General features: G+C 42.3%; 24 protein-coding genes. 10 read left to right on the top strand and 14 right to left on the bottom strand.

Annotated elements, in window-relative coordinates; genetic code table 11:
* Window positions 1–9: 9 nt before the first annotated feature.
* Together EGC80_RS14650 and EGC80_RS14655 are read right to left on the bottom strand one after the other, a co-directional pair.
* On the bottom strand, window positions 10–912 hold the full coding sequence (locus EGC80_RS14650; protein WP_124013901.1) for a UDP-2,3-diacylglucosamine diphosphatase: 903 nt from the start codon (window positions 910–912) through the stop codon (window positions 10–12).
* A 233-nt stretch (window positions 913–1,145) separates the two neighbouring features.
* On the bottom strand, window positions 1,146–2,177 hold the full coding sequence (locus tag EGC80_RS14655; protein WP_101030955.1) for a Glu/Leu/Phe/Val dehydrogenase dimerization domain-containing protein: 1,032 nt from the start codon (window positions 2,175–2,177) through the stop codon (window positions 1,146–1,148).
* A gap of 296 nt (window positions 2,178–2,473) precedes the next feature.
* Here EGC80_RS14655 and EGC80_RS14660 point away from each other — a divergent pair, with 296 nt between their 5' ends.
* The gene (locus EGC80_RS14660; RefSeq protein ID WP_124013902.1) at window positions 2,474–2,914 is read left to right on the top strand and encodes a DUF4826 family protein; all 441 of its coding nucleotides are present in this window, start codon (window positions 2,474–2,476) and stop codon (window positions 2,912–2,914) included.
* 117 nt (window positions 2,915–3,031) lie between these two features.
* On the opposite strand, the gene EGC80_RS14665 is transcribed toward EGC80_RS14660, so the two are convergent.
* From EGC80_RS14665 to EGC80_RS14690, 6 genes are all read right to left on the bottom strand, one after another.
* Window positions 3,032–4,174, bottom strand: coding sequence for a ribosomal protein uL16 3-hydroxylase (locus EGC80_RS14665; protein WP_124013925.1), 1,143 nt, complete (start codon window positions 4,172–4,174; stop codon window positions 3,032–3,034).
* Between the two features lie 92 nt (window positions 4,175–4,266).
* The gene (gene purB / locus EGC80_RS14670) at window positions 4,267–5,637 is read right to left on the bottom strand and encodes an adenylosuccinate lyase (protein WP_124013903.1); all 1,371 of its coding nucleotides are present in this window, start codon (window positions 5,635–5,637) and stop codon (window positions 4,267–4,269) included.
* A 39-nt stretch (window positions 5,638–5,676) separates the two neighbouring features.
* Window positions 5,677–6,309, bottom strand: a complete 633-nt coding sequence (hflD, locus tag EGC80_RS14675) for a high frequency lysogenization protein HflD (RefSeq protein ID WP_267898624.1) — start codon at window positions 6,307–6,309, stop codon at window positions 5,677–5,679.
* A 3-nt stretch (window positions 6,310–6,312) separates the two neighbouring features.
* Window positions 6,313–7,431, bottom strand: a complete 1,119-nt coding sequence (mnmA, locus tag EGC80_RS14680) for a tRNA 2-thiouridine(34) synthase MnmA (RefSeq protein ID WP_124013904.1) — start codon at window positions 7,429–7,431, stop codon at window positions 6,313–6,315.
* 527 nt (window positions 7,432–7,958) lie between these two features.
* A complete protein-coding gene (locus EGC80_RS14685) occupies window positions 7,959–8,432 on the bottom strand; it encodes an NUDIX hydrolase (protein ID WP_124013905.1) in 474 nt (157 codons plus the stop codon).
* Window positions 8,433–8,466: 34 nt separating this feature from the next.
* On the bottom strand, window positions 8,467–9,171 hold the full coding sequence (locus EGC80_RS14690) for a pseudouridine synthase (RefSeq protein WP_124013906.1): 705 nt from the start codon (window positions 9,169–9,171) through the stop codon (window positions 8,467–8,469).
* 382 nt (window positions 9,172–9,553) lie between these two features.
* Between EGC80_RS14690 and EGC80_RS14695 the strand changes: the two genes are divergently transcribed.
* Window positions 9,554–11,779, top strand: coding sequence for an NADP-dependent isocitrate dehydrogenase (locus EGC80_RS14695; RefSeq protein WP_124013907.1), 2,226 nt, complete (start codon window positions 9,554–9,556; stop codon window positions 11,777–11,779).
* Window positions 11,780–12,005: 226 nt separating this feature from the next.
* Here EGC80_RS14695 and cspD read toward each other — a convergent pair whose 3' ends face one another.
* A complete protein-coding gene (gene cspD, locus EGC80_RS14700; RefSeq protein WP_101030973.1) occupies window positions 12,006–12,212 on the bottom strand; it encodes a cold shock domain-containing protein CspD in 207 nt (68 codons plus the stop codon).
* A gap of 196 nt (window positions 12,213–12,408) precedes the next feature.
* Between cspD and clpS the strand changes: the two genes are divergently transcribed.
* Together clpS and clpA are read left to right on the top strand one after the other, a co-directional pair.
* A complete protein-coding gene (gene clpS, locus EGC80_RS14705) occupies window positions 12,409–12,717 on the top strand; it encodes an ATP-dependent Clp protease adapter ClpS (RefSeq protein WP_124013908.1) in 309 nt (102 codons plus the stop codon).
* A 42-nt stretch (window positions 12,718–12,759) separates the two neighbouring features.
* Entirely contained in the window at window positions 12,760–15,018 is a 2,259-nt protein-coding gene (gene clpA, locus EGC80_RS14710) for an ATP-dependent Clp protease ATP-binding subunit ClpA (RefSeq protein WP_124013909.1), read from the top strand.
* A gap of 384 nt (window positions 15,019–15,402) precedes the next feature.
* Here the strand turns inward: clpA and infA are convergent, their stop codons facing one another.
* The 3 genes from infA to aat form a co-directional block, all read right to left on the bottom strand.
* Complete coding sequence (gene infA, locus EGC80_RS14715; RefSeq protein WP_011496276.1) at window positions 15,403–15,621, bottom strand: translation initiation factor IF-1; 219 nt, start codon at window positions 15,619–15,621, stop codon at window positions 15,403–15,405.
* Between the two features lie 79 nt (window positions 15,622–15,700).
* Window positions 15,701–16,420, bottom strand: coding sequence for an arginyltransferase (locus tag EGC80_RS14720; RefSeq protein WP_124013910.1), 720 nt, complete (start codon window positions 16,418–16,420; stop codon window positions 15,701–15,703).
* Window positions 16,410–17,117 carry a leucyl/phenylalanyl-tRNA--protein transferase gene (aat, locus tag EGC80_RS14725; protein ID WP_124013911.1) on the bottom strand — a complete coding sequence of 236 codons (708 nt, stop codon included), beginning with the start codon at window positions 17,115–17,117 and terminating at the stop codon, window positions 16,410–16,412. Before aat ends, EGC80_RS14720 begins: the two co-directional genes overlap by 11 nt.
* A 51-nt stretch (window positions 17,118–17,168) precedes the next feature.
* On the opposite strand from aat, the gene EGC80_RS14730 reads away from it, so the two are divergent.
* Window positions 17,169–17,657 (top strand): outer membrane lipoprotein, encoded by a 489-nt coding sequence (locus tag EGC80_RS14730; RefSeq protein WP_372491477.1) that lies wholly within the window; start codon window positions 17,169–17,171, stop codon window positions 17,655–17,657.
* Window positions 17,658–17,758: 101 nt separating this feature from the next.
* Here the strand turns inward: EGC80_RS14730 and EGC80_RS14735 are convergent, their stop codons facing one another.
* Window positions 17,759–18,127 carry a hypothetical protein gene (locus EGC80_RS14735; RefSeq protein WP_124013912.1) on the bottom strand — a complete coding sequence of 123 codons (369 nt, stop codon included), beginning with the start codon at window positions 18,125–18,127 and terminating at the stop codon, window positions 17,759–17,761.
* Window positions 18,128–18,559: 432 nt separating this feature from the next.
* On the opposite strand from EGC80_RS14735, the gene EGC80_RS14740 reads away from it, so the two are divergent.
* Both EGC80_RS14740 and EGC80_RS14745 read left to right on the top strand, forming a co-directional pair.
* Window positions 18,560–19,312 (top strand): Nif3-like dinuclear metal center hexameric protein, encoded by a 753-nt coding sequence (locus EGC80_RS14740; RefSeq protein WP_124013926.1) that lies wholly within the window; start codon window positions 18,560–18,562, stop codon window positions 19,310–19,312.
* Window positions 19,313–19,514: 202 nt separating this feature from the next.
* Window positions 19,515–21,437: a monovalent cation:proton antiporter-2 (CPA2) family protein gene (locus EGC80_RS14745; RefSeq protein WP_124013913.1), complete on the top strand. Its 1,923-nt coding sequence runs from the start codon at window positions 19,515–19,517 to the stop codon at window positions 21,435–21,437.
* A 61-nt stretch (window positions 21,438–21,498) separates the two neighbouring features.
* Here the strand turns inward: EGC80_RS14745 and metG are convergent, their stop codons facing one another.
* Window positions 21,499–23,550 (bottom strand): methionine--tRNA ligase, encoded by a 2,052-nt coding sequence (gene metG / locus EGC80_RS14750; RefSeq protein ID WP_124013914.1) that lies wholly within the window; start codon window positions 23,548–23,550, stop codon window positions 21,499–21,501.
* A gap of 156 nt (window positions 23,551–23,706) precedes the next feature.
* Between metG and apbC the strand changes: the two genes are divergently transcribed.
* The 3 genes from apbC to dcd are packed head-to-tail and all read left to right on the top strand — an operon-like array spanning window position 23,707 to window position 26,077.
* Complete coding sequence (gene apbC / locus EGC80_RS14755) at window positions 23,707–24,822, top strand: iron-sulfur cluster carrier protein ApbC (protein WP_124013915.1); 1,116 nt, start codon at window positions 23,707–23,709, stop codon at window positions 24,820–24,822.
* An 8-nt stretch (window positions 24,823–24,830) separates the two neighbouring features.
* Window positions 24,831–25,469 carry a uridine kinase gene (gene udk, locus EGC80_RS14760; RefSeq protein WP_101030991.1) on the top strand — a complete coding sequence of 213 codons (639 nt, stop codon included), beginning with the start codon at window positions 24,831–24,833 and terminating at the stop codon, window positions 25,467–25,469.
* A 23-nt stretch (window positions 25,470–25,492) separates the two neighbouring features.
* On the top strand, window positions 25,493–26,077 hold the full coding sequence (dcd, locus tag EGC80_RS14765; RefSeq protein ID WP_124013916.1) for a dCTP deaminase: 585 nt from the start codon (window positions 25,493–25,495) through the stop codon (window positions 26,075–26,077).
* The last annotated feature ends 1 nt before the right edge of the window (window position 26,078 follow it).

Genomic DNA, 26,078 nt, shown 5'->3' on the forward strand with positions numbered 1-26,078 from the left:
AAGCCTTATTTATGCAACGTGCTGTGTTTGGGGCGTGATGATTGATTTAGCCTCTGAACTGCAAAAATCAATCGTGTTTACTGCTGTAGCTTGTAACGTTTGTTGATCCCACTTGAGTAACTGCACATCACCGATTTCTGTTTCTGCAATGAGAGTACAATTTTCAACCCAATCACCATCATTAGCGTAAGTGATGATGCTGTCATTAATCGTATGTTGTGATAACTCTGGCTGGTGGATATGACCACAGATAACCATGTCGACCTGTTGTTTGGCGCAATAGCGTAATACCGCATCACGGTACTGATTAACGGCTTGCTGGGCTTTGTTGACGCGGAGTTTGATGTAGCTGGCTAATGACCAATAGGGATACCCTAGGCGACTTCTTACCCTATGTAATTGGCGATTAAGCCAAAGCAACACATCATATAAATGGTCACCTAGTTTGGCATAGGCTCTGCTGACACAGACTTGTGAGTCAAATTGATCGCCATGAAGCATTAAAAAGCGTTTGCCGCTAATCGACTCATGAATATGCTGTTTGGCGAGGGTAATGCCCCTAAAGTGACTGTTTGCATAAGCTTTAAAAGCCTCATCATGATTACCAGGGATATAGATCACTTGTGTGCCGTTACTGGCCAGCTCGAGGATTTTCTTGATGACGTTATTGTGGCTATTGGGCCAATAGAAGCGTTTTTTTAATGCCCAAATATCGACAATATCGCCAACTAAATACAAGTAGTTACTTTGACTATGGTTTAAAAAATATAATAAAAACTCAGCTTTACAATCAATGCTGCCTAAATGGACATCCGATATCCACAGAGCATGAAACTGCTGGATTTTCCCCTGCTGAGTTAAGTGAGCTAAAGGTTGGCGGTGCTGATGTTTTTTTTTGCTGTGCGAGATCATCGGTCATTCACCCTAATACACAGATTGCGTCAGTGTTGATTTAGGGTAGGGCAGTTAGTTGACGCTAAGGTGAACGATTTGTTGCAACTTGATGAATCAGTCATTAAGTAAAAATGTAATGGGCAGACAATAAAAAAGGAAATGCATAGGCATTTCCTTTTAGCTTTGTTTATAAATTCATGTCTATAAAGTCATGTTAAGGCATTAAAAAGCCCTAATATAAAGCTGATTAACTATCTCGCGGCATCAATAATAGCTTTAGCCATTTCATCGGCAACAGAACCCGTAGTGCGGTTCTCGCTATCAGCACGTTCAAAAATAGTCAGTAGGGTATTGTAAATCTGCTCAACCTTGGCAGTAGAGGCGGCTACGTCATAGTGTTTCTCAAATGACACATTGATAATGCCGCCAGCATTAATCACGTAATCTGGGGCGTACAAAATACCCATTTGTTTGAGTTTTTCGCCGTGGCGCACTTCTGCTAATTGGTTATTGGCACAACCGGCAACGATGGTGGCTTTTAATAGTGGTAAGGTGGTGTCATTAAGGGTGGCACCTAATGCACATGGCGCATACACATCAACATCTTGGGTGTAGATATCTTGCGGAGCAACAAGCGTTGCGCCAAATTCATCGGCGACTCGGTCTAATGAGGCTTGATGAATATCGGTGACCACCAGCTCAGCGCCGGCATCATGTAAGTGTTTACACAAGTAATAGCCGACATGACCGACGCCTTGCACTGAGACTTTAATCCCTTTTAGGCTATCAATACCACGTTGATGTTTTACGGCGGCTTTTATGCCCAGATAAGTGCCTAATGCCGTCTGCGGTGAAGGATCACCTGATTTGCCTTCAAGACCGGCTACGAATTCAGTTTCACGGCTGGCTATCATAATATCCGCTGTGGAAACGCCAACGTCTTCAGCAGAATAATATTTACCACCTAAACTGTTCACAAAGCGTCCGAATGCAAGAAATAACGCTTCACGGTCGGTTGTTTTGGGATCGGCGATGATCACCGCTTTACCGCCGCCCATGGCAAGACCCGCTAATGCATTTTTATAGGTCATTCCACGAGATAAGCGTAGTACATCGGTTAAGGCTTCATCATCCGATTGATAGTTCCACATACGACAACCACCCACGGCAGGACCTAGGTTAGTATTATGGATGGCAATAATGCCTTTCAGACCACTTTGCTTATCATGACAAAAGACCACTTGTTCGTGTTCATCGAACGAAACATGATTAAAAACTGCCACGTGACATCTCCGCTTGAAAAAATGAGTTTTTCGCCCCTTATGTTACTTGATGACATAAGGCGCCAACGACTGCTTGTTATATTTATTGCAGCACGATAGCATTTAGGGATACTCTGAACAAAGCTTGATTGAGTTATTTTTGTGATTAGTGTGGCAATTTAGCTTGCCACCTTACGTAAACGTAAGGTAATTTGTGTTACGTGATTGTTTTGAAGCTATATTAAGATTGTTTTGTGATTAACGAGCAGGTGAGTTTTCGTTCTAATCTGCATTATAACAATAAGATAGGAAGTATTATGACTGAAGAAGTTGCAGAAAAGGTGGCACAGCCAACGCCAGATCCAGAAGCTCAAAGACAAGAGTGGGTGCGCACTCAATTCCAAAAGGCGAATCGGTTTTTGGCTGAAAAGGGCGTGATCCCAAACAAAGTGCTTACTGATGAAAGCCGTTATCTTGCGCCCTATTTAGCCATTTGGAAGATGGAATCGAAACAACCTAAAAAACAAACTTTTTGGGTTATGTCAGGTGATTTGCCATCCGATTATGTTGATGTGAAAGTGGCGGAAACGGCTCGTGATGCGATTAGACATTTTTCGATGATGTGGCAGCTCAAAGCAGAAAACTTGCATAAATCGGGCGTAACAAAAGACCCAACTCAACTGAAGTTTGCGCAATTGCTTATCTCGCGAGCAGAAAGTTTATATAAAATGAACCAAGATGAAAAACTGTGGGCTTAATAAACTGAAGCAACAGAGATAAAAAAGGCACTATTAGTGCCTTTTTTGTTATCTCCAGCTAAGCATGATGATCCATCTTGCTTGCCATCATAAGATCAGTGGCTTATATGCTACTCATTATTCGCTTTCGTCTTCGGCTAAGTAGAATAACCCTTGATTAAGTAATCCGGTCAGAACGTCAAGAGCTGCTGCATTGGCGGTGAATAAATTAGCCTCTTGTGGCGTAAGCCTCACCTTGTTAGCCAAGAGTTGCAGCATTTCATTGCTAGCATCACCAAAGACGTAAACGTCGCCATTGATAAATAAACGTGGTTCGCTGTCCTGCTCTAATTGTAATACTTTCAGGCCGCCGATACGTTGAATGATTGCGCCTTGCTCAACAGCTTCTAATAAATCCGCTGCGGTTAATGGCTCTTCACCTTCACAAACATCAAGCTCGAAACGACTTTGACTGAGTAATTTACCTAACATGGTTTGGTAGCTGGCGGGATCTTGTGCCAATTGCGCCAACAAATCCATGATCCCTTTTTGGTGTGTCTGGCTGATAAGACCCGGTTGTGCCGGTTCATCTGAAGAGGTGAAACGCTTCTGACCTTGGTTGCTATCAATCAAGGTATCGGCTAATTCGGTTAACAGTTCTTGCTGACTCGGGGCTCTAAAACCGATTGAGTATGATAAGGCTAGCGATAAGGTTTCGCCGTAATGTGGATATCCTGGTGGAATGTATAATACATCGCCTTTTTGCAATATCACATCGATAATGGGTTCGAAATCGTCAACCAAAGGTGAGTTAGGATTATCGCCGCGACGCTTGTGCTGGCCTTTATCACCCACTTTCCAGCGACGTTCGCCATCACCTTGAATGATAAATACGTCATAGTTATCGATATGCGGTCCAACCCCACCACCGGGAGTGGCAAATGATGCCATTAAGTCATCAAAGCGCCAGTCGGGTAAAAATCGAAAGGCTTCGACTAAAGGTTGTGAGTCTGGATACCAATGGTTTACGGCTTGAACTAATAGCTGCCAGTTGTCTTCACCAAATTGGTCATAGTCTTCAAATGGACCTTGGACCACATCCCAGTCATTGCCTTTGGTGATCACCACTCGTGAAGATATTTCTTCTTCACAGGCAAGACCTGCAAGTTCATCTGCTGCAATAGGATCTTCAAAGTTGATAAAAGCCTGTTTGATCACCAGCGGTTTTTGTTGCCAATGCTGCTTAATAAAGGCTTGGGTATCAATATTTAATGTGTACATCATTGACCTCAGTCGAGATATTTGTCAGTGGTTAATGCAATAAAAAAGCGGTCACATATGCGACCGCTAATGATATGCATAAGCTTATAAAACTATTTTAGCTCATCAACAAAGGCTTCTGCGCGGCCAATGTAGTTTGCAGGGGTCATTTTTTTTAGGTCGGTTTTGACTTGTTCAGGTAGCTCAAGGCCATCAATAAACACGGCAAGTTGTGCAGCATCAATACGCTTACCACGAGTCAGTTCTTTTAACTTCTCATACGGCTTTTCAATGCCGTAACGACGCATAACGGTTTGCACCGGCTCAGCCAATACTTCCCAGTTTTTATCTAATTCAGCTAAAAGCTGTGCTTGATTCACTTCTAACTTACTAATGCCTTTTAAGGTCGCTTGATAAGCAATTAACGAGTGCGCCATACCCACGCCTAGATTACGTAATACGGTTGAGTCCGTTAAGTCACGTTGCCATCTTGATACCGGTAATTTGGCGGATAAATGTTGCATCAGCGCGTTAGCGATACCTAGGTTACCTTCAGAGTTTTCAAAATCAATTGGATTGACTTTGTGCGGCATAGTTGATGAACCAATTTCGCCAGCAATAGTGCGTTGCTTAAAGTGGCCTAATGCAACATAACCCCAAATATCACGATCAAAATCGATTAAAATAGTGTTAAAACGAGCAATAGCATCGAATAATTCTGCGATGTAATCATGTGGCTCAATTTGGGTGGTATACGCGTTCCAGTTAATGCCAAGACTGGTCACAAAACGTTGTGAAAGTTCGTGCCAGTTGACTTCAGGGTAAGCAGAAATATGTGCGTTATAGTTACCCACGGCACCGTTAATTTTACCCATAATCTCAACAGCGTTGATTTGGTTTAGTTGACGATCTAAACGCACTGCAACGTTAGCCATCTCTTTACCGAGAGTCGATGGTGATGCAGGTTGCCCATGGGTGCGAGACATTAACGGCACGCTTTTATTGTCATGAGCTAATTTTTTGATGGCATCAATAATCTGCTGGCATTGCGGCACTAACACTTGTTCGCGCGCTTCTTTTAACATTAAGCCATGAGATAAGTTGTTGATGTCTTCGGAGGTACAGGCGAAATGAACAAATTCATCAATGGCGACTAACTCGGCATTGTTGGCAATTTGTTCTTTAATAAAGTACTCAACCGCCTTCACGTCGTGATTGGTGGTGCTTTCAATTGCTTTAACACGCAGAGCGTCTTGTTCGCTAAAGTTGTCCTTGATGCTGTCTAACAAGGCTAATGCGGTTTCGCTAAAAGGGGGAACTTCTTCAATCTCTGGGCAGCTAGACAATAGCTTTAACCAGTTGATTTCAACTTGAACACGGTACTTAGTAAGACCGAACTCGCTGAAAATCCCTCGTAATGAGGCGGTTTTACTACCATAACGACCGTCTACCGGAGAGATAGCAGTTAGTGCGGAAAGATCCATTTTAAGCTCCTTGATGAACTTTGTTGTAGGGTGATTCGATTAATTGTTATTTTGGCTTTGTTTTGCTGTATCAAATATGGATTTACGGGCAAACACTAAATGGCGGCGTTTGCCACCTAATTGGCGCCATAATACTGCGCTGCGCATGGCTGCAAGCAGTAACGCGCGAATTTTTTGTTGTACCAGAGATTGCTTTAAGCAATCGGGATTACCCGATATTTGTAATTTAGGCCCTAATTCACTGATGATGTCGCTGTAAATACTGGCCAAATTGGCAATAACTTGTTCATCAGTAATCGCAAAATGGGTTAATTGGCGATGCACTTGATTGATGCGTTCCGCTAGCATGCCTAAACCATTAGGTGAATGGGCTAGCTTGCGTTCAAGGGCTAACACGCCGACTAAGTAACGAGTGGTTTCAACATCTTTGTTACCGCCATCACCGAGTTGATTTTGGATCAGTTGATAACCGTTATCTAAAATGGCTTTATCTTGATAAACATCAGCCGTTGATTCTGGCTCTGTCACTAAAATAGTATTAAGCGTAGCAGCTAGGGCGTCTTTATCGCTTTCACCGTGACGAGCTAAATACTGGACCTGGCCAATCGCCTGTAAAATACCAGCGAAGGCCATGGTGCGTTCAAACAAGATGTTGTCTGGAGTTTGGCTCACGGCTTATCCTCGGATTAAGGTATCGATTATGCCGCCACCTAAACAGATGTCACCATCAAAAAATACTGCTGATTGCCCAGGGGTCACTGCGGCAACCGGTTCATCAAACATAACGGTAATATTGTCTGAGTCATTATAGACGAGTGTGCAAGCTACATCTCGTTGACGATAACGGGTTTTTACCGTTATGTGACAGTTATTTTCAGGTCCTTTGCGATCAACCCAATGCAATTGATTGACTGTCATGCCGCTTGACATTAAACGAGGGTGATTGCCCCCTTGTGCGACAATTAGCACATTGCGTAATAAATCTTTTTCAACCACATACCATGGATCTTCATTACTATTTTTCAGACCACCAATACCCAAACCTTTACGTTGTCCAAGCGTGTGGTACATCAATCCTTGATGTGTCCCAATCACTTCACCTTCAGCGTTTTCGATATCGCCCGGTTGAGCCGGTAAATAGGTCGCTAAGAAGTCGGTGAATTTACGTTCACCGATAAAGCAAATACCGGTGCTGTCTTTTTTGTCGTGGGTAATTAATCCCAGTTTTTGGGCTATTTCACGCACTTGATGTTTTTCAAGTTCACCGACAGGGAACAAGCTGCGGGCAACTTGTTCGTGGCTTAACGTGTATAAAAAGTAGCTCTGATCTTTATTACCATCAACTCCGCGAAGCATTTCTACGCTGCCATCGCTATTATCACGTCGGCGGACATAATGGCCCATGGCGATATAATCGGCATCTAAAATATCGTCCGCAAATTCAAGAAAGGCTTTAAATTTAATTTCTTTATTGCACATGATATCGGGGTTGGGGGTGCGGCCGGCTTTGTATTCTGCTAAAAAATATTCGAATACGTTATCCCAGTATTCGGCAGCAAAATTGACGGTATGCATTTTAATGCCTAGCTTGTCGCAAACTGATTGTGCATCTTTTAAATCATCAGCAGCCGCGCAATATTCATCGGTATCGTCTTCTTCCCAGTTCTTCATAAACAGACCTTCAACTTGATAGCCTTGCTGCATTAACAAGTAAGCTGATACTGAAGAGTCCACACCGCCGGACATGCCGACAATGACTTTTTTACCATTTGAAGTAGGGCTAAGTGATGTCATAAATCCTAAAAACCTTGAAGATAGATAATATGTATATTGTGCCGCAATGCCAATGTTTCAAGGCGATTGAGCTAGATTTTTGTTCGTTGTGAGCCTGAATGTTGTTGCATGCACATTTCGACGAGATTAATTAGTTGACCGTCAAGTGCCGGCTGAATTTTATGGTCAAAATCTATTCGATCTAAACGGTTTTCTGTTTAAATAAGAATGCGCTGCAAGTCTTAAAGCAAACTGTCTACGTAAACTAATATCTTACAACAAAGACCTTCGCTTACCAATAAGTGCACCTGTTTAGCCGATCCCTATGAGTAGCATTTTGGGCTTCTTTCTACTAGGTTAACGCTTATTTATGAACAACAACGACATGTCATAAGCTCTGCCTAGTATAAATAGCCGAAACAGCTGCAAAATTCACCTTTAAAGATCCTCGAGTCCTAATAAACATGACATTTGTGCGGCGCATATTCTATCACGCATTCGCTGAATGGGCTATCTTGAGGCGTATGCAAATAGCCCAAGACAAGGCTCTAAAAATAATCGACATTGAACAGTGATAAAGGGGTGTGCTGTGGTAAAAGGTTTTTATCAGCTTGTTGTAAGAAATCTTCAATACTTTTTACCACTAATGGGCTGCGAAGTTGGCTACCAAGGGCGATGATTTCAGCAAGACTGAGCCAGTGAGTATCTGTAATGGCATTATCGCGAGGTTTAGCGTGTTGTTGCTTGGTCAGTTCAATACAAAAGGTATAACGAACGAACGCTAAGTTTGCAGATGCTCTAAATTGATAAATGCCCACTAAGGCTTGTGGTGTTAACTCAAGACCGGTTTCTTCAACAATTTCACGGGCGCACCCATTGATAATCGATTCATTCGCCTCTAGATGTCCAGCTGGTTGGTTAAATTTAACCGCACCATCAATGCATTCTTCCACTAATAAAAATTTGCCTTGGCTATAAATAACGCAAGCTACAGTGGTATTCGGTTTATAACGTTCGGTCATAATTCCCTCTGATCCTAAGATGCTCAACTTGTGGTTATTTAGCGGTGCTCATCACTTTGTATTCGCCATTAGGTAAATCATCTAGACACCATTGACCTATTTTATAACGGATTAGTCTTAAGGTTGGATGACCGACATGGGCTGTCATACGCCTAACTTGGCGATTTCGACCTTCGCAAATTTGTACTTCAAGCCAAGTGGTAGGAATGGCTTTTCGCTCTCTCACTGGCGGGTTTCTAGGCCAAATATCAGGCGAGCCCATTACGTGGACTTTTGCAGGCAAAGTCATTCCGTCTTTCAACTTCACGCCTTGGCAAAGTGCATTTAACGCCTCATCTGACGGTTGCCCTTCAACTTGAACCCAATAGGTTTTAAAGGTTTTTTGAGTCGGCTGAGTCAACTTTGCTTGCAGCTGTCCATCATTGGTAAGCAATAGTAAACCTTCACTATCACGGTCTAAACGTCCTGCTGCATATACATCGGGAACCGGAATAAAGTCTTTTAGTGTTTGGCGGCCCGCTTCATCGGTAAATTGGCACAACACATTAAAAGGTTTATTAAATAGCACTATGACGGGATTTTCAGTCCGAGGTTTTTGTGGCAGCCGCGATTTTATCCTGTTGCGATTGGCTGCATTATTGGCCGCACTTCTGGGCACAACATTGACTGATTTAGTTGACGCGTTAACGCTGTTTGTAGCTGTTTTTTTGAATGGACTGAATTTACCGATTTTTGACATAAAGGTATGGTTAACATCCCTAGGTTATAAGAGTGAGTGATAAGTGAGCGAATATAAATCAATTTATGATAGTTTACTGCGTATTCGTCCTTAGTGGAATTTGAAAATGATTAAGAATGATCTATGATGTCCGCCTAAAAAGTGTGATCTATAGCTAATTTATCATTCTGGGGCATCTGGTTTACCTGCCAAAGCTCAGTGGTTTGAGAACAAAATATAATAATAAATGGGATCGGCGATTTCACATACTTGGCAGACTAAAAAGATGCGCCAAGGTTGCAAGTCAAGGTTTACTTGCGCGTGTGTTGTCAACGAAAATCCATTAAATGCTTACACAATTTATTCTAATAAATTGATAATTTACAATAATGTAGGAAATAAAATGAAAGATAACACTCCAACGATTATATACACAGAAACCGACGAAGCGCCGGCACTGGCTACGCTGTCTTTCTTGCCTATTATCCGTACCTTCACTAATGCAGCAGGCGTAAAAGTTGAAACCCGTGATATTTCTTTGTCAGCTCGTGTTATTGCTCACTTCCCTGAAAAATTAACCCCAGAGCAAAAAATTGCTGATGCGCTAACAGAATTAGGCGAATTGGCTAACCAGCCAGAAGCCAACATTATTAAATTACCTAACATCAGTGCCTCAGTTCCGCAGTTAAAAGCCTGTATTGTTGAACTTCAAGCAAAAGGCTATGACATTCCTAACTACCCTGATGAGCCTAAAAATGACGCTGAAGTTGAAGCTCAATCCCGCTATGACAAAATTAAAGGCAGTGCCGTAAACCCGGTATTACGTGAAGGTAACTCAGATCGTCGTGCACCGACGTCAGTGAAAAACTACGCCAAGAAAAACCCCCATTCAATGGGCAAATGGTCGAGCGCGTCTAAGTCTCACGTTGCTCATATGAACGAAGGTGACTTCTACGGAAGCGAACAGTCTGTAACCTTAGCAGCAGCAGATAAAGTCAATATCGTGTTGACCCAACAAGACGGTAAAGATGTTGTGCTTAAGAGTGGTTTAGCGCTATTGGCTGACGAAGTTATTGATTCTTCAGTGATGAGCAAAAAAGCGTTAGTCGATTTTTATGCTCGTGAAATCGAAGCGGCAAAATCAGAAGATGTTTTATTATCTTTGCACCTTAAAGCCACCATGATGAAAGTGTCTGACCCAATATTATTTGGTCTTGCCGTGAAAGTGTTCTTTAAAGACGTCTTCGATAAGCACGGCGCGTTATTTGCTGAACTCGGTGTTGATGTAAATAACGGCTTTGGTGATGTGTATGCCAAAATAAGTACCTTACCAGAAGCTAAACGTAGTGAAATTGAAGCTGACATTGCCGCTGTTTATGCTGCTCGTCCAGCACTTGCTATGGTTGATTCAGATAAAGGCATCACTAACTTACACGTACCAAGTGACATCATTATTGATGCATCAATGCCAGCCGCAATCCGTTCGTCAGGGAAAATGTGGGGCCCAGATGGCCAGTTACAAGACACCAAAGCGATGATCCCAGATCGTAGCTACGCGGGTGTTTACCAAGAAACGATTGCGTTCTGCAAAAAGCACGGTGCATTTGACCCAACCACAATGGGCAGTGTGCCTAACGTGGGCTTAATGGCTCAAAAAGCAGAAGAATACGGTAGCCACGACAAAACCTTTGAAATTATTGCGCCCGGTACGGTTAATGTGATTAACCAAGCAGGCGATGTATTAATGAGCCATAACGTTGAAGCTGGCGACATTTACCGTATGTGCCAAGTGAAAGATGCGCCTATTCGCGACTGGGTTAAACTGGCCGTTAAGCGTGCACGTTTAAGCAATACACCAGCGGTATTTTGGTTAGACAGTCATCGTGCTCACGATGCTGAGTTAATTAAAAAAGTGACTCAATATTTATCAGAGCAAGAAACTGCTGGTTTAGATATTCAGGTGATGTCACCAGAAGATGCAACACGTTTCACCTTAGAGCGGATCATCAAAGGTGAAGACACTATTTCGGTAACGGGTAATGTATTACGTGATTACTTAACCGATTTGTTCCCAATTCTTGAATTGGGCACGAGTGCGAAAATGTTGTCTATTGTGCCGTTAATGAGTGGCGGTGGTTTATTTGAAACAGGTGCGGGTGGTTCTGCGCCTAAGCACGTACAACAAGTGGAAAAAGAAGGTCATTTACGTTGGGATTCATTAGGTGAGTTCTTGGCATTAGCGGCTTCTTTAGAGCACTTAAGTCAAACGACCAACAACCCTAAAGCACAAGTGCTAGCAGACACGTTAGACGTGGCTATTGGTAAGTTCCTTGACACCAATAAATCACCCTCTCGTCGTGTAGGTGAACTTGATAATCGCGGTAGCCACTTCTACCTAGCGATGTATTGGGCACAAGCATTAACTGAGCAAACAGAGGATTCAGCGCTGGCTGCGTATTTTGTACCATTGGCTAAATCATTGGCTGCAAATGAAACGGTTATCCTTGCGGAGTTGAATGGTTCACAAGGTCCTGCCGTAGATTTAGGCGGTTATTACCGTTTAGATGCTGCGAAAGCTGAACAAGCGATGCGCCCAAGTGCCACATTAAACCAATTTTTTAAGGGCTAATGTCTGCGGGTAACGCCTTCGAGGTGATTGCGTGGTGATGACATCAACAGCGATAGCGTCAACTGAAGTTGTCATCTTGACTAAATTGAGACTAAAAACCTCAACGCTGGCTAACAAACGGTTAAATAATTATTTATTTTTGTTCATTGAGGTTATTTAAGTCAATAAAAAAAGACAGGGATTAAAATCCCTGTCTTTTTGTCTTTTTGTCTTATAGTCTCACCAATTATTTTGTTGGCGAGATGGCTGAAGCATGCATTCCTTTGGGACCAGCTTCAACTTCGAAGCATACAGGTTGACCTGCTTTTAAGGTACGATAACCTTCCATTTCGATAGTTGAATAGTGCGCAAATACATCTTCGCCACCCTGATCAGGGCAAATAAACCCGAATCCTTTGGCGTTGTTGAACCATTTTACAGTTCCGTTTGCCATACTTCCACTTCCTTCTATTGTCTACTTACCAGTAAGATAGTAAAACTTATTATCCAGCGGTCTATTATTCGCCGCCTAACAAATAGAATGAAATTTGTACGAAAAGATGTCAAGCAGTAATTAACAAAAAGGCAACATTTAATTAATTTAATAATATCAAGTGGTCGGGAACCAAACGAGAGGCTAGTATTAAACAATGGCTAAAATAGGCAGTGTAGAACATATTGAAGAAAAGGTTGAATCTAAGCTACAACCACCCCATATGTATAACGTGGTGCTAAACAATGATGATTACACCCCGATGGATTTTGTGGTAGAAGTATTACAACGTTTCTTTGAGAAAAATGAACAGCAAGCTGTTGATATTATGTTAGCAATCCATAACCAAGGCAAAGGATTGTGTGGTGTGTTTCCATTTGGAATTGCAGAAACAAAAGTTTTTCAAGTAAATCAGTTTGCAAGAGAAAACCAACATCCGTTACTGTGTACGTTAGAGAAAGCATAATATCGATTTCTCACAGTCTGTGGTTAAATTTAGGGGGTGCTTATGCTGAACAAAGACCTGGAAGTCACCTTGAACCTAGCGTTTCAGCAAGCTAGAGATTCACGTCATGAATACATGACAGTAGAACATTTATTATTAGCGCTGATTGATAATCCCTCTGCTTATGAAGCATTAGTTGCTTGTGGGGCGGATGTTAATCGTTTACGAGAAGAAGTGGCTAATTTCATTCAACAAACCACACCGATTATTGCCGAATCAACTGAAGAGCGTGAAACACAGCCTACCTTAGGATTTCAACGTGTTCTGCAACGTGCGGTTTTCCATGTGCAATCATCTGGTCGTAATGAAGTTTCTGGCGCCAATGTGCTGGTTGCTATTTTTAGTGAGCAAGAATCCCAAGCGGTTTATTTACTGCGTCGTTGTGAGATTACCCGCTTAGATGTGGTTAATTTTATTTCTCATGGCATGGGAAAAGAAGACGATTCTGGCGAACCACAAGATCAAGAACGCATTGATGATCAATCTGAAAATGCCGAAGACCGTAGCATGTTGGCGCAATTTGCGGCTAATTTAAACCAATTAGCGCAAGACGGTACTATCGATCCATTAATTGGTCGTGATGCTGAAATTGAACGTGCGATTCAGACACTCTGTCGTCGTCGCAAAAACAACCCCTTACTCGTGGGTGAAGCTGGCGTGGGTAAAACGGCTATAGCAGAAGGTTTGGCTTATCGCATCGTCAACAAACAAGTGCCTGAAGTGATGGCCAATGCGACCGTGTATTCGTTAGATTTGGGCGCATTATTAGCGGGCACTAAATACCGTGGTGATTTTGAAAAGCGCTTTAAAAGCTTATTAAAAGAATTAGCTGCGGATGAGCATGCTATTTTATTTATTGACGAAATTCATACCATTATTGGTGCTGGCGCCGCTTCTGGTGGTGTGATGGATGCGTCTAACTTACTCAAACCATTGTTATCAAGTGGTAAGTTACGTTGCATGGGGTCAACGACGTTCCAAGAATATCAAAGCATTTTTGAAAAAGACCGTGCTTTAGCACGTCGCTTCCAAAAAATTGATATCAATGAGCCTTCTGTCGCTGAAACCACCAAAATATTGATGGGGCTTAAATCTAAGTACGAACAATACCATGGTGTACGCTATACCCAAGCGGCCATCAGCAGTGCAGCTATCTTATCGGCAAAGCACATTAATGACCGTCATTTACCCGACAAAGCGATTGATGTGATTGACGAAGCGGGTGCGCGTATGGTGATGATGCCGCAAAGCAAACGTAAGAAGACCATTGGTCAAGCTGAAATAGAGGCTATCATTGCCAAGTTGGCGCGTATTCCTGAGAAGTCGGTATCGTCGACTGACAAAGATATGCTGCGTAACCTAGAACGCAACCTTAAGATGGTGGTATTTGGGCAGGACAAGGCTATTGAGAGCCTCAGTTCCGCTATTCGCTTGTCGCGCAGTGGTTTAGGCTCAGAGAAAAAGCCAGTGGGTAGCTTTATGTTTGCCGGCCCGACAGGGGTAGGTAAAACCGAAGTCACCAACCAATTGGCTAATTGTCTCAATCTTAAACTCATTCGGTTTGATATGTCTGAGTATATGGAACGCCACACTGTGTCGCGTTTAATCGGTGCTCCTCCAGGTTATGTTGGTTACGATCAAGGTGGCATGTTAACCGATGCTGTGATTAAAAACCCACATTGTGTGGTGCTACTTGACGAGATTGAAAAGGCGCACCCTGATGTATTCAACTTGCTATTACAAGTGATGGATCACGGTACGTTAACTGACAATAACGGTCGTAAAGCTGATTTCAGAAATGTGACGTTAGTGATGACAACCAATGCTGGCGTGCAAGAAACTATTCGTAAATCGATTGGCTTTAGACAGCAAGATCATACTCAAGATGCCTTAGCTGAAATCAATAAAATCTTTTCACCTGAGTTTCGTAATCGATTAGATTCAATCGTATGGTTTAATCATTTGGATATGACAGTAATCGCCAAAGTGGTTGATAAGTTCTTAGTTGAGTTACAGGCACAACTTGATGATAAACATGTCACCTTGGATGTCAGTGACGAGGCTCGAACCTTGCTTGCGGAGAAGGGATACGACAAATCGATGGGCGCGCGTCCTATGTCGCGTGTGGTGACCGAATTGATTAAACGCCCACTAGCCGATGAAATTCTATTTGGCGTGCTTGAAAGGGGCGGTGTTGCGCACATTGACGTGAAAGACGGTGAGATCAATATCAATTGTGAGTCGTTAGAAAAAGTGTCGTAGTCATTAACGATACAATTGAAAAAGATGACCCATGGGTCATCTTTTTTATGTGTGTTAATTGCGCCTAATACCGTTTCTTGATAAATAAGTCATCAACTCAGAGCGTTACTCACTGTTCAATTCAATGGGTATTGATGGCAAAATGGGTATTCCCTTTTTAAATCAATACAACATAGCAGTGGAGCGTATGAGGTGCTTCTGCAAAACGGATTACAACCATCGCTATGCTTGGTTGAATGCTCTGATAAAGGGATACCCATTACGTTGAACATTCGTTTTGTTTGATGCGTGTTGCTTTGCGCTGAGTACACTTTACTTATGCAGTTTGGTATAACAACAAAAAAACCGACAGGCAGTCGGTTTTTACATTGTTGAGGCTAGCGATTAACGTGCGCGGAAGACGATACGACCTTTTGATAAGTCATAAGGAGTCAACTGAACCGTGACTTTGTCACCGGTTAAAATACGGATGTAGTTTTTGCGCATTTTGCCAGAGATGTGGGCTATCACCACATGTCCATTTTCAAGCTCTACGCGGAACATTGTATTTGGCAAGGTCTCAAGGATAGTGCCCTGCATTTCAATGTTGTCTTCTTTCGCCATTAATTAGTTATCCCATTAGCCTTCAAATATGAAAAAATCGGGCGTATCATGCCCCAAAAACCCTGAACTGTAAAGGGCGTTAACGAGAAAGAGGTGTAAGATTTTCGCCAACTTGCCAACCAAGTGCTGTTAAAATTTGATATGGACGGTATTGGCGTTTATAACTCATTTTCCTATTTTGATCAATTTGATAGCCCAAATACAAAAATCGCTTACCCAATGACTTTGCCAATTGGCATTGAATTAAAATCATCAGTGAACCCAAGGATCGTTCAGCATAGTCCGGGTCGAAGTAACTGTAAATCGCCGAATAACTCTGTGCCATATCATCGGTGACCGCGACTGCAATTAACTTCTCATGATCAAATACTTCGATATACATTGGCGGCAACCAATCAGATAATAAAAAATCATCATATTGGCTTTGTGATGCCGGGAACATGGGTCCATCGCTGTGCCGTTCATTAATGTAACGCTGGTACAAAATATAATGTTCAGGCCGTGATGTATGGCTGACTTTCCAATGTAAATCTCGGTTGTTCTTTAACGTGCGTTTCTGACGTTTTGATAACACAAAATCGTTCACATTCAATCGAATAGACTGACAGGCTTGGCAGTTTGGGCAACGTGGTTTATAAATGGCATTTCCATTACGACGAAACCCCATAGCCAGAAGTTGTTCAAATAATGCTGCGTCAACTTGTGGTTCCTGGATGACCAACAATTGTTCTTTATTGCCTTCAATATAGTTGCAATCAAAAGGTTGGCTTATGCCGACGCTGACCGATTTAGAATTCAATTAACACCTCTTGTTTGTGCCATATTGACGCTGAAATGGCTTGATCTCGATATTGATGAAGTATCGACAAAAATTTGCGTCTTGGTAGGGCGTTAGCGCCAAGGCTGAGCAAATGTGGGTTTATTATTTGGGCATCAATTAACTGGAAATTATTTTTCACCAAGTGTTGATTCAGTATAGCAAACGCAGCTTTTGATGCATTAGTTTGGCGATGGAACATCGATTCACCGCAAAAAACACCTCCTACCGGAATACCATACAGACCACCGACAAGGTGTTCGCCATCCCACACTTCAATAGAGTGAGCGCGCCCTTGAAGATGAAGTTCATAATAGGCCATTTGAATTTCTGCCGATATCCACGTGCCACTTTGGCTATCGCGAGGCTGTGCACATCCCGCGACTACGTCCAAAAATGCATGATTAATGGTATAGCGCCACGTTGATTTTTTAAGAAACTTAATCAAGCTTTTACTGCCAAAAGGTTGAGTCGGCGTGAACACAGCTCTAGGGTCGGGCGACCACCATAAAATCGGGTCATTGGCATTAAACCAAGGAAAAATACCTTGATAATAGGCTTGTATTAAGCGGGTGGGCTGCAAGTCTCCTCCAATGGCTAATAAGCCATTAGGATTAATGAGGGCTTGTTCCGGCGAAGGAAACTCGATGGATTGATTTAAATAACACAGTGAGTTCAAATTGAGTATATTATTTGTAATATCGTATCGTTAACTTAGCGGAAATTAGCCATGTTTAAAATCATAACTGTGAGTATGAAGAGTATTTTTGCAGTATTGCTGACAATTTGCCTTTTTTTTGGCCAAAGCCAAGCTGCTTATGAGCGAAATCAAGCGGTCCCCGTTGAGAAAGTACTGTATGGACAAATTGAATCGGTAAAGCAGGTGAGTGAAAAACAGCTGGTTGAAGACAGTCACAGTGGTTGGAAAACCTTTGGTGGAGCCTTAATCGGTGGTGTTATTGGCCATCAATTTGGTGGTGGTTCCGGTCAAGATGTTGCCACTGTCTTGGGGGCATTGATCGGTGGGGGGATCGGAAGTCAGCATGGTAACCAACAATATTATTTTGAAACTAAATTAGTTGAACTAATGATAAAGCAAGAAGATGGCAGCCAAGTTATGGTGATCCAAGATGCGGATCCTGGAATGAGTTTTGCTGCCGGAGATGAGGTTAGGGTGGTTTACTTAACCGGTTATGTCAGAGTCGACCTTGCAATGTGATAATGCGAGTAAAATAACAGGAGCCTAGGCTTCTGTTATTTTACCCGCAGTCGTCAATACCTGTTTTGCAATACAGTATTATCTGTTATTGCCACGTTTTATTAAAAACCTTGAGGCAATGTTTGCTTACCGATTGTATTTTCGAGTTTTTGACGCCACAACTGCTTAGGGGTTAATCCACCTGAGGTTGATTGAACCTTTTTAGTCGGTGTTTTTTTCGCTGCAGTTTTTGCCGATTCTTTTCGCCTAGGTTCAGCGACTAATCCGCACGTGGTTGTCAGTGGTACTTTTTTTACTGAAGATGCCGTTAAATTAGCATGCATAGCGTCGAGTTCGCTAAAACGCACTGATTTTGCGCCGTCGATTTTATACCAACTGCCCGCTTGCTCAATTGAAACGGGTTTGCCAGATTGATTTTCAAGTGCCGTTTGTAATTGGCTGATGACCTCTTCTTTAGTCAATGTTGTCATAGTTAATAACCTACTTGTTATCACGTTAAATTAAGGTTGTAACTAATTTTAAAGTGTTAAGTTATCAAAAGTCCAATCCATGCCAAAATTGTCGAATTATCAGTCAAAAAGTCGTTTTTATCGACAGTTTATTGGGACGTTATTGAAATAAATAACTTTAGGCTATACGAATATTACCTGTCTCAGAGGCTTGTGTTTCTCATTGATTTAGATCCTAAAATATCTGTATTTTAAACCGTTTTTAGGTTGCATAAGCTTCGCGAGTTCGACCATATTCGGGTAAACTGGTGGTATCGCCATTCAGTATTATATGAATGAATATCGTGTGAGTCCGTATGGTCAATATCATTATCAATAACCTTATATTGTCTACTGGCTGAGGTTAGTTAAATTTTTAGGGGTTTTATGTCCAAAAATCATCAAACATCAGTTATTTCACGTCAAGAATTGGCGTCCTATCTTGATACTTTTTTAAACGTGAGTGCGTTTAAAGATTATGCGCCAAATGGGCTGCAAGTCGAAGGTAAGTCGAACATTCACACCATAGTCACCGGAGTTACAGCTTGTCAGGCACTAATTGATGCTGCGATAAAGGTCAACGCTGATGCAATTTTGGTTCATCATGGTTTTTTTTGGAAAAATGAGCCTGACGTCATCACTGGCATGAAATATCGTCGGATCAAAGCATTAATGGATAATGACATTAGTTTATATGGCTATCATTTACCGTTAGATGCACACCATGGTGTGGGTAATAATGCCCAATTAGCCCAACAATTAGGCATTATTAGCCCAAGAGTCTACGAGCCTGTGGCTCAGGATTTATTATGGCATGGTCATTTAGAACACCCATTAACGGTTGCCGAATTTAGCGAGTTACTCAGCAGTGTATTAAAACGTAAACCGTTGCACATAGGTGATGAAACCAAAATGATCTCGACCTTGGCTTGGTGTACCGGAGGTGCACAAGACTATATTGATGATGCGGCGCAAATGGAGGTTGATGCATTTATTAGTGGTGAAGTATCAGAGCGGACTTTCCATGCAGCAATCGAGCAAGGGTTACATTACTTTGCCGCTGGGCATCATGCGACAGAACAATTTGGCATCCAAGCTTTGGGTGAGCATTTAGCGGAAAAATTCAATATTGAGCATCATTTTATTGATATTGTAAATCCCGTGTAATTTGACAATATCGTAATGCTTGGTTGCGCCGGCGCTGATGTTCATTGCGTTACCGGCTTTAGTCTTAGGTAGATAACCGATGTTTAGTGCTGTTTTTTGACAACATTGACTTAGCTATTGGCATTAAACGAAGTCTACATAATGGGTGATGGACAAGACCATGGATGTATCATATTGCCTTTTATTTGTTAAGGATCCGTAAATGACCGAGTATTTCCTACAAGCTTTTATTTATTTAACCGCTGCGGTAATCGCTGTTCCCTTAGCCAATAAATTAGGATTAGGTTCAATACTCGGCTACCTCATTGCCGGGGTTGTTATTGGGCCAATTATCGGTTTAGTCGGCAGTGAAACCAACACGATTCAACACTTCGCCGAATTTGGCGTGGTGATGATGTTGTTTTTAGTTGGGTTAGAGCTTGAGCCTAAAATGTTATGGGCGATGCGCAACCGTTTACTGGGGCTTGGTGGCTTACAAGTTGTTGGGACTATTTTGGCCGTGATGGCCTGTGCGACTTATGCTGGATATGGGCTCAGTACAGCGTTAACCATAGGGTTAATTTTTTCCCTTTCATCTACCGCAATTGTGTTGCAAACCTTATCTGAAAAACGCCTCAATAAAACCCATGCCGGAAAGAACGCATTTTCGGTCTTGCTGTTTCAAGACATAGCCGTCATTCCCATGTTGGCCTTTATTCCGTTATTAGCCTTACCTGAGTTAGTTGAGAAAGCCCAAGCTGCTGTTAGTAGTATGAGTGAACAACACGAGCAGTTAAGTCTCGTGGCTTCATTACCAGGTTGGGCATATGCCATTGTACTGGTATTAGCTATTGGTGCTGTGGTGTTAGGTGGGCATTATCTCAGTAGGCCATTATTTAGGATGGTAGCGGACTCAGGAGTACGCGAAATATCTACTGCCGCAGCGCTTATGTTGGTGATTGGGATTGCAGCGTTAATGAGTTTGGTTGGTATTTCACCCGCATTAGGTACCTTTTTGGCGGGCGTGGTACTGGCTAATAGTGAGTTTAAACATGAACTAGAGTCCAATATTGGGCCTTTTAAAGGATTGTTATTAGGACTGTTTTTTATCACCGTGGGTGCTGGGATTGATTTTTCGGTGTTATTTGCCGATTTTAGCGAGATTATCTTAATGACCTCTGGGGTGATGCTAATTAAAGGGATTGTACTTTATTTATTGGCATTAATTTTTCGAATTAAAGGCAGTGATCGTTGGTTATTTGCCTTAAGTCTTGCTCAAGCGGGTGAGTTTGGCTTTGTATTATTAAGTTTCAGCGTGCAACAGCATGTGTTGCCTGCAGAGCTGGCACAAACCTTGTCGATAGTGGTCGCGTTATCGATGTTTTTAACCCCAGGGTTGTTCATTTTGTTCGAAAAGGTGATCTTTCCTCGTTTTCAGAAAAAAACCAATCAACGCGCCCAAGATAATATTGACGAGGTTGGCTGTGTGGTGATTGCTGGTATTGGTCGTTTTGGCCAAGTTGTTAATCGATTATTGATTTCCAATGGCATTAAAACGGTGGTGCTTGACCATCAAGCCTCACAAGTTGACTCGATTAGAAAAATCAATACTAAAGCCTATTATGGCGATGCTACCCGTCCAGCTTTATTAACAACAGCGGGTATTGCCCAGGCTTCCTTGTTTGTTGTCGCCATCGATAATCGTGAAAGCAGTGTTGCGTTAGTGAAATATTTACATCATACCTACCCCAAACTTAACATCGTTGCGAGGGCATTCGATCGCGGCCACGGGCATTTATTAAAAGAAGCGGGCGCCGATATTGTTGAGTCAGAAACCCATCATTCTGCACTTGAAGTGGGCGCGGCGTCATTGCGCTTATTGGGCTATTCTGACGATTTTGTCAGTAAGCGAAAGTCGACGTATAAACGGGTTGAAAAAGAAGCATCTAAACGTCTATATGCACAATGGTTAACGGAATCAGAGGGTGAGCGGTTCAGCAATGACTTTTTAAACCTGTTTATGCGATACGAAGAACGATTAAAGCAGGCAATGGCAGAAGATTTTGAAGTGCAAACAGCGAATGAGGCTTATAAATCAGAGACCGAATCAACCTCTAGTAGTGAATACAATAAACATAACAAATGAACTATCAAGCCAAACAAAAAAGACCGCCAAAGCGGTCTTTTTTTGTTTGGCTAGTTGAGTGTTACTTCACTCGCATCCCCGGCTGTGCGCCTTCATGGGGTTCTAGAATAAACAAATCTTTACCACCAGGACCTGCAGCTAACACCATGGCTTCAGAATCACCAAACTTCATCGTGCGCGGCGCAAGGTTCGCCACCATCACGGTCAGTTTACCGACTAAGTCTTCAGGTGCATAAGCCGACTTAATACCGGCAAATACTTGCTTAGTTTCACCGCCTAAGTCTAATTCAAGTCGGAGTAACTTATTGGCTTTCTCGATATGTTCCGCTTTGCTGATCCGCGCAATACGTAAATCGATTTTAGCGAAATCATCAAAGCTAATTTCTGGGCTAATAGGATCGAGTTCTAATTGATTAACCGCTTGCTTAGGCGCGTCTGTTTTAGGCGCGTCGGTATTGGTTGCTTGCAAGTTTTCTTTAGACTCATCGATGATAGCTTCAATGCTCTTAGGTTCAATACGCTGCATTAAAGGTTTAAATGGCGCGATTTCATGACCCGCTAGATCTTGGCCTAAATTATCCCATGTTAAGGTTAACTGTAAAAAGTCTTCAACATTTCCGGCCAGTTTAGGCAATACAGGCTTAAGGTAGGTAACCAAAATTCTGAACAGGTTTAATGCATTGCTGCATACCTGATGGGCTTCTTCTTGTTTATCTTCTAGCTTGACTAATTGCCAAGGCGCCGCATCAGCAACGTAGGCATTAGCCATATCGGCCAAGGCCATGATTTCGCGCATCGCTTTACCAAATTCACGGTTTTCATAGCATTGAGCAATGGTTTCGCTTTTGGCTAAAAATATGTCGCTTAAGCTGCTGTCTGCAACCTTGGCTAATTTGCCTTCAAAACGTTTACCGATAAAACCGGCCGTGCGTGAGGCTAGGTTAACCAATTTGCCGACTAAATCTGAGTTAACTCGCTGGGCAAAGTCTTCTAAATTCAAATCCAAATCATCAATACGGCTAGTTAATTTAGCGGCGTAGTAATAACGCAGGTATTCAGGATCTAAATTGTCTAAATAGGTACGCGCTTTAATAAACGTGCCTTTTGATTTAGACATTTTTGAACCGTTGACCGTGACGTAACCGTGAGCATAAACACTGGTGGGTTTACGGAACCCAGCACCTTCTAACATTGCAGGCCAGAATAAACTGTGGAAATAAACAATGTCTTTACCGATAAAGTGATACACCTCGGCGCTTGAGTCTAGGCTCCAAAAATCGTCAAAATTTACATCATCACGCTTGTTACATAAGTTTTTAAACGAACTCATGTAACCAATGGGAGCGTCTAACCAGACATAGAAAAATTTACCGGGTGCGTCTGGGATTTCAAAACCAAAGTAGGGCGCATCACGTGAAATATCCCATTGCTTTAGGCCTTGCTCAAACCATTCGTTAAGTTTATTCGCCATTTCTTGTTGCAATGAACCCGAATGGATCCATTCTTTTAGCATGCCTTCAAATGCAGGCAGGTCAAAAAAGAAATGTTCGCTGTCTTTCATAATGGGCGTTGCACCCGACACGGCTGATTTTGGATTGATCAAATCAGTGGTGTTATATGTCGCACCGCAGTTTTCACAGTTATCACCGTATTGATCTTCAGACTTACATTTAGGGCAGGTGCCTTTGACAAAACGGTCTGGTAAGAACATTAACTTTTCAGGGTCAAATAATTGTGAAATAGTTTTGGTTTTGATGTAACCGCTGTCGCGTAATTTTAGATAAATCTCACTGGCTAGGGCACGATTTTCGTCACTGTGAGTCGTGTGGAAATTATCAAATTGAATGTTGAAATCGGCGAAATCTTGTTGATGCTCTTTTTGAACTTGAGCAATCATTTCTTCTGGTGTAATCCCCATTTGCTGTGATTTCAGCATAATAGGTGTGCCATGAGCATCGTCGGCACAAATGTAATAGCATTCATGACCACGTAATTTTTGAAAACGTGACCAAATATCCGTTTGGATATATTCAAGCATGTGGCCTAGATGGATTGGGCCATTGGCATAAGGGAGGGCACTTGTGACCAGTATTTTACGCTGCGATTTTGTCATTTTGTCTCGATATCAAATTACACCAATAATATTGCCTGATACTAACTGATTAGCAGACTTTTTTCAGCAAAACATGACGTAAAAAAGCTTATTAGTCGCTATTTTTTTACCAAGTTCTGATACACTTGTACAAATTTCTCGTTCGGAGTCGCCGTTTTGGTCAATACGCATACAAATTATCAATTAAGTGATGAATTATTGTCACCAGTGTTGGATATTTTAGAAGCATTTGAAGATCCTTATTTACACAAAGGCTTAGTCAGTGCAGGGTGTGTGACAGCATTGTCTATAGAAGGAAAACGCCTACAATTGGGCTTAGTTTATCCTTACCCGTGTATGACACAATACCGCGACATCGTGATGGCTGTGACTAATAAATTAGCTGTACTTGATGCGATTGATGAAGTGGAATGTGAAATCGATTTTCAGCCGCGGGTATATTCAGCACTCCCTGCTATTCCTCCGCTTCCTAATGTAAAGCAAGTGATTGCGGTAGCTTCTGGTAAAGGCGGTGTGGGTAAATCAACCACCGCAGTTAATCTCGCATTAGCCTTAAAAGCTGAAGGCGCCGAAGTGGGCATTTTAGATGCCGATATTTATGGCCCGTCTATCCCACTGATGTTGGGTATCCCTAATTTTCGTCCAGAATCGCCAGATGGCATACATATGACCCCGGCGTTGGTGCATGGCATTTCTGCTCAATCAATCGGTTTTATGCTTAGTGGTGATGAAGCTGCAGTATGGCGTGGTCCAATGGCGGCAGGGGCGCTAGCGCAACTGTTAAATGAAACACAATGGCCTGAACTGGATTATTTAATCATCGATATGCCGCCTGGAACCGGTGACATTCAATTAACGCTATCGCAAAAAGTGCCAGTGAGCGGTGCTGTCATTGTGACGACGCCACAAGATATTGCTTTAGCGGATGCCAAAAAAGGCATTACCATGTTTAATAAAGTTAATATTCCTGTATTGGGAATTGTTGAAAACATGAGTTTTCATCTTTGCCCTGAATGTGGTCATAAAGAACACCCCTTTGGCACTCATGGTGGCAGTCAAATAGCTGAGCGTTATAACGTGCCACTATTGGGCTCACTGCCATTACACATCAATATTCGTGAAGCCATGGATAATGGTACACCGAGTGTGATGAGCGAACCAGAAAGTGAAGTGTCTGGGATATATCGCGAAATTGCTCGTAAGCTTGGAGCTGAATTAGCGCTTCAACAAGTACAATCAGTCGTAAACATTAGCATATCAGAAGACGAATAAGGTAAGAGATGAATTCTCAGCAGTGTGTCATTATTGCGATTGCCGGTGCGTCGGCTTCAGGTAAAAGTTTAATTGCTAAAACAATTTTTGAAGAATTGTGCCGTGATTTAGGAACCAATCAGATTGGTGTGATCAACGAAGATGCCTATTATCATGACCAAAGTCATTTGACGATGGAAGATCGTGTCAAAACCAATTACGATCACCCCAAAGCGTTAGATCATCAGTTGTTAGCGACTCACTTAACTCAGCTAAAACAGGGTGAAGCAGTAAGTATTCCTTGTTATAGCTATACTGAGCATACTCGTACCAGCGAGACGCTCACCATGCAGCCTAAAAGAGTGATTATCGTAGAAGGCATTCTATTATTAACCGCTCCTAAATTACGTGAGTTAATCGATGCCAGTGTGTTTATGGATACGCCATTGGACATTTGTTTTTTACGTCGGTTAACCCGTGATGTTGCTGAACGTGGTAGAACAATGGAAACGGTTATTTCACAGTACAAACGCACTGTGCGGCCAATGTTTTTGCAATTCATTGAGCCGTCAAAGCAATATGCCGATATTATCGTTCCACGGGGTGGTAAAAATCGTATCGCAACTGATATTTTAAAAGCTAGAATTCAGCATTTATTGGCTAAATAGCCTTATCTAGGAGAGAGTGCAGTATGCGTTTAACCGATATTGAAATTGAGCAATGTTTAGATAATGGCACCATTAGCATCGATCCGCGTCCTGGTGTGGAAGCGATTTCGGGGGTGAGTGTGGATGTGCGTTTAGGCAGCCAATTTCGGGTATTTAAAGACCATACCGCACCTTATATTGATTTAAGTGGCCCAAGTGCAGAAATGCAAATAGCACTTGATCGGGTTATGAGCGACAAAATTGAAATTGCCGAGAATGAGGCCTTTTTCCTTCATCCTGGTCAATTAGCCTTAGCGGTAACCTATGAAAGTGTAACATTACCAGCAGATATTGTGGGTTGGTTAGATGGTCGCTCTTCACTTGCGCGCTTAGGCTTGATGGTGCATGCGACTGCGCATCGTATTGATCCCGGTTGGCAAGGCAAAATAGTCTTAGAATTCTTTAACAGTGGTAAATTACCGTTGGCGCTTCGTCCTGGGATGACGATAGGAGCGCTCAATTTTGAACGCTTAAGTTCAGCGGTTGCTCGCCCTTATAACACACGTAAGAGTGCCAAATATAAAGATCAGCAAGAAGCCGTAGCCAGCCGGATCAGCCAGGATACATAAT

This window comes from Shewanella psychromarinicola (assembly GCF_003855155.1).
GTDB classification, from domain to species: Bacteria; Pseudomonadota; Gammaproteobacteria; order Enterobacterales; family Shewanellaceae; genus Shewanella; species Shewanella psychromarinicola.